This window comes from Citrobacter sp. GW821-FHT07H02, from assembly GCF_059418505.1.
Genome location: NZ_JBWKPZ010000040.1, coordinates 1 through 529, shown reverse-complemented (window position 1 = coordinate 529; position 529 = coordinate 1). Strand labels below are relative to the sequence as shown.

General features: G+C 39.1%; 1 protein-coding gene. It reads left to right on the top strand.

The genetic code is table 11. The annotated features are described in order from the left end of the window. A partial coding sequence (locus tag AC07NP_RS21805; RefSeq protein WP_494661706.1) for an RHS repeat-associated core domain-containing protein occupies positions 1 to 498 on the top strand: 498 nt, incomplete at its 5' end. Between the last annotated feature and the right edge of the window lie 31 nt (positions 499 to 529).

The following is a 529-nucleotide window of genomic DNA, read 5'->3' as shown; positions in this document are numbered from 1 at the left end:
TATATTACGCAGGATCCGATTGGAGTAGTGGGGGGATGGAATCTATACTCTTATGTTTATAATGATCCGATTGGTTTTGTTGATCCAATAGGGCTGGATATTTGGATTGAAGATCAAGGTCCAGATGAGCCAGCACTGCATCAAAGTATAAATGTGGGTACGCCTGATGGCAGTTATAATTCATACAGCTATGCCATGGGCTCTTTTCCTCATGGTGAGGTGTATAATGATATGAAACATGGTGGAAAAATTGAAGTATATAAAAAAACAACAAAGGAACAGGATGATGCTTTTGATAAAGTCATGAAAGCTCAAATAGGAGAGCACGGTTATTACGGATATGATGATATTTGCCGTAGTTGGAGTCAACGCCAATTCAACTCAGCACCGGGAGTTCAAGAAACTCCACCTAAACGTAAAGATGTAAAGGTTACAATCGGAGGTTTTGATTTGTCGTCTAAAGGAAGCAGCTCAACAGGTAGTGGAACATCCAGATGAGAGTTTCAGTATTTATTTTGGGTTTTTTTTT